The organism is Mycobacterium sp. TH-M82 (assembly GCF_057473605.1).
The window spans coordinates 1-4,240 of record NZ_JBYCKY010000844.1; the positions used below are offsets into that span (position 1 = coordinate 1).

Below are 4,240 nucleotides of genomic sequence, written 5' to 3' on the forward strand. Positions count from 1 at the left end.
GGCGTGGTGTCGGTGGTCATGATGGCGCGCGCGGCCTGCTCGCCGCCGGTCAAGCCGCCGGCCATCTCGTGCACCAGATGCTTGACTCCGCTGAGGATCTTCTCCATCGGCAGCCGGTCGCCGATCAGGCCGGTCGAGCAGACGGCGACGTCGACGGCGCCGGTCTCGGTGCCCCAGTCCGACAGCGCTGCGGCGACGCCCTCCGCGGTGGCGTGGGTGTCGCCGAAGCCGCCCGGCCCGGTACAGGCGTTGGCGCCGCCGGAATTCAGGACCACCGCCCGCAGCCGCCCGGTGCTCAGCACCTGCCGGGTCCACAGCACCGGCGCGGCCTTGACCTGGTTGGCGGTGAACACCCCGGCGGCGGCGTAGTCGGGTCCCTCGTTGAACACCAGCGCCAGATCCAGCGCCCCGGATGCCTTGATGCCGGCCGCGATTCCGGTGGCGCGGAAGCCCTCGGGCGCGGTGACGCCCTGGGTGCGCACCAGCCGCGGGCTCACGGCGCGACCCCCACCACCGACAGGCCGTCGGTCTCCGGCCAGCCCAGTGCCAGGTTCATCGCCTGGATCGCCGCGCCGCCGGTTCCTTTGACCAGGTTGTCGATCGCGGCGATCGCGATGAAGGTCGCGGCGTCCTCGTCCACCGCTACGGCCAGGTGCGCGGCATTGCTGCCGATCACCGATCCAGTCTTCGGCAGCTGACCTTCGGGCAGCAGGTGCACGAATGGCTCTGCGTGGTAAGCCTTTTCATATATGGCCCGCAGCTGCGACAGCGGTGCTTCGGTGTGTGCGGTGCAGGTGGCCAGGATTCCCCGGGAGGCCGGGATGAGCACCGGGACGAACGCGACGGTGACGTCGCGGTCGGTGACCGTGCGCAGCGCCTGGCTGATCTCGGGGGTGTGCCGGTGCACTCCGCCGATGTTGTAGGCCCGCGCCGAGCCGATCACCTCCGAGCCCAGCAGGTCGGTCGTGGCCGTGCGGCCGGCTCCGGAGGTGCCGCTGACGGCAACCACCGTGACGGCGGGCTCGACGAGGCCCGCGGCCACCGCCGGCAGCAGCGCCAGCAGCGCCGCGGTCGGGTAGCAGCCCGGCACCGCGATCCGGCGGGATTGCCGCAGCTGCTCCCGGACGCCGGGCAGCTCGGCCAGCCCGTAGGGCCAGTTGCCGGCATGTGCCGAGCCATAGAAGCGCTCCCAGTCCGCGGCATCGCTGAGCCGGAAGTCCGCGCCGCAGTCCACCACCAGCGTGTCGGGGCGCAGCTGTTCGGCCAGCGCCGCCGAATGCCCGTGCGGCAGCGCCATAAACACCACGTCGTGGCCGGCCAGCACACCGGGCTCGGTCGGTTCCAGGGTGCGGTGCGCCAACGGCACCAGATGTGGATGCTGCTCGCCGATCGTGCTGCCGGCGCTGGTCGCGGCGGTCAGCGCGCCGATCGCCATCCTGCCGTCCGCGTAGGCCGGATGGCCGAGCAGCAGCCGCAGGATCTCACCGCCCGCGTAGCCGCTGGCACCGGCCACCGCCGCCCGTATTGCCTCGGTCACGGCCACGATTCTGCATGATTATTCGGTTAATTGCAATTCGATTACCCTTAGCCCCGCAGCACGGCGCCGAACCGTTCGGCGGCGCACCGCACCGCGGCATCGCGGGCGGCGCTGGCCTCGTCCTCGGTCAGCGTGCGGTCCGGCGCCCGGAACCGCAGGGCGAACGCCAGCGACTTGTGACCCTCGCCGACCTGCGGGCCGGTGTAGACATCGAACAGCCGGGCGTCCTCTAACACCTCACCCGCACCCTCGCGAACGGCGTCGAGCACCGCCTGGGCCGCGACACTGGATTGCACCACCAGGGCTACATCCTGGAACACCGCCGGGAACACCGACACCCGCGGCGCCGGCAACGTCTCGACGACCGGGACGGCGTCCAGGTTCAACTCGGCCGCGCAGGTGCCTTTCGGCAGGCCGGATCGTTCGATCACCGCGGGATGTAGCTGGCCCGCGTGCCCGATGACGGCCCCATCGACCAGCACCTCGGCGCAGCGGCCCGGATGCCACGGCAGATGCTGCGCTGCCCGCAGCCTCACCTCGATTCCGCAGGCCCGGCCGATGATACGGGCAGCCTCGATGGCGTCGGCGGCCTCGACCGGGCGGCCGGGCCCCCATGGACCGCGCGGTTCGGCCAGCCCGGTCGACGCGACGGCGATGTGCTGCGGCTGGTGCGGCAGCGCGGCGTCGAGCGCGGCGATCTCGGCGTCTGCGGGCCGGCGGTCCAGCGGGATTACGTCGAAGCCGCGGGACTGCCCGGTGGGCCGCACCACTGGGGCGATCGCAAACAGCGCGACGTCGACGATGCCGCGAGACACGTTGCGCCCCAAGGCCTCCAATAGCCCCGGCAGCAGCGTGGTGGCCAGTTGCGGCCGGTCGGCCTCCAGTGGGTTGAGCACCTGGGTGGCGGTCCGGCGCGGATCGTCGGCCGGCAGACCCCAGTCGTCGAAAACGCCCGCCGGAAGGAACGGCGTCGGCAGCACTTCGACGTAGCCGCTCAGTGCCAGCGACGTGCCGATCGCCCGCCGGCGGTGCTGGGCAGCGGTGAGCCCTCGGCCGGCCGGTGCCGACGGCAGCACCGACGGGATGGTCTCCAGCCCCTGAAGCCGCAGCACCTCCTCGACCAGGTCGGCGGGCTGACGCAGGTCGGGACGCCAACTGGGCGGGGTGACGGTCAGGGTGTCCCCGTCGGCCTGGTCATGGGTCACCGCGGCGCCGACCTGGGTCAGTCGGCGGGTGGTGGTGCCCTCGGGGTAGCTCACCCCGGCGGTGCGGTCGGGCAGGTCGACGGCGATCCGGATCGGCGGCCCTGCCCAATCAACGACCGAGTCGCCGCGTGGCGGGTCGCCGCGCCAGTCAGTCAGGGTGGGCACGACCGTGCCGCCGGCGATCTCGGCCAGCAGCGCGGCGCAGCGATCCAGCGCGGTCACCGAGACAGCCGGATCGACCGCCCGCTCGTAGCGACGGGCGGCCTCGCTGGGCAGGTGCAGCCGCCGCGCGGTACGCGACACCGCGGCCGGATCCCAGACCGCGGCCTCCAGCAGCACGTCGGTGGAGTCGCCGCGCATCTCGGTGCTGCCGGCCCCCATCACCCCGCCGATCGCGGCGGTTGCGACGTCGTCGACGATCAGCACGTCGGCCGGGTCCAGCCGGCGTTCGACGGCGTCGAGGGTGACGACGGTCTCGCCGGCCCGGGCGAACCGTACGTGCAACCCGCCGCGGATCCGGCTCCGGTCGTGGGCGTGCATCGGGTGACCGAGTTCGAGCATGACGTAGTTGGTGACGTCGACGGCCACCGAGATCGCCCGGATGCCGCAGAGCAGCAGCCGCCGCTGCAGCCACCACGGCGACACCGCGCCTGCGTCGATCCCGGTGACCGGGCGCAGCGCGAACCGTTGTACGCCGGTTTCGGGCTGCACGGTCAGCGGCCAGGCCTGGCCCTCGGCGGGCAGGGCCGGTACTACATCGCTGGAGGCCGGATCGGTGAAGTCCAGGTCGTAGGCGCAGGCGATCTCGCGTGCGAGCCCACGCACCGACATGCAGTACCCCCGGTCGGGGGTGATGGCCAGCTCGAACACCGCGTCGTCGAGGCCCAGCACCTTCGCGGCGTCGGCTCCCGGCTCGGCGGTTGCCGGCGGCAGCACCAGGATGCCGGAATGGTCTGCGAAACCACCTATGCCCAACCGCAGTTCCGCGGCCGAGCAGATCATCCCGTCGGAGGTGCGGCCGTAGGTCTGCCGGCCGGCGATGGTGAAGTCGCCGGGCAGGATTGCGCCGGGCAGCGCCACCGCCACCAGATCGCCTGCGGTGAAATTGGTTGCGCCGCAGACGATCTCCCGCGGCTTATCTTCGCCGACGTCGACTCGGCAGGCGCGGATCGGTTTTTTGAAGCCAGTGAGTTCCTCGATCTCGGTCACCCGCCCGATGGCCAGCGGCCCGCTGACCGGGCCGAGTCGGGTCAGCGCTTCGACCTCGTGGCCGATACGGATCAGCGTCTGCGCCAGCTCGTCGGCGGGCACGTGCCAGCCCGGTGCACCGGCGGTGACCACCTCGTGCAGCCAGCTGTACGGGACGCGCATCAGGCCCCGGCCCCGAACGGCCCGAACGCTAGGGAGAACCGCACGTCGCCTTCGACCATGTCGCGCATGTCCGGTATGCCGTTGCGGAACTGCAGGGTGCGTTCCAGGCCCATGCCGAACGCGAAAC

The 4,240-nt window shown here is 72.1% G+C and carries 3 protein-coding genes and 1 pseudogene; all 4 read right to left on the minus strand.

Annotated features, from left to right (window positions below; translation table 11 throughout):
• Nucleotides 1-539 (minus strand): bifunctional ornithine acetyltransferase/N-acetylglutamate synthase (locus tag AC2VON_RS24485; RefSeq protein ID WP_486955159.1); only part of this gene is annotated, 539 nt, incomplete at its 3' end.
• Nucleotides 494-1,553 (minus strand): annotated as a pseudogene (gene argC, locus AC2VON_RS24490) (N-acetyl-gamma-glutamyl-phosphate reductase). The gene AC2VON_RS24485 and the pseudogene argC, both read right to left, overlap by 46 nt.
• 31 nt (nucleotides 1,554-1,584) lie before the next feature.
• A complete protein-coding gene (gene pheT / locus AC2VON_RS24495) occupies nucleotides 1,585-4,113 on the minus strand; it encodes a phenylalanine--tRNA ligase subunit beta (RefSeq protein WP_486955158.1) in 2,529 nt (842 codons plus the stop codon).
• Nucleotides 4,113-4,240: tRNA ligase subunit PheS family protein (locus AC2VON_RS24500; RefSeq protein ID WP_486955160.1), on the minus strand; the 128-nt coding region annotated here is incomplete at its 5' end. The genes pheT and AC2VON_RS24500, both read right to left, overlap by 1 nt.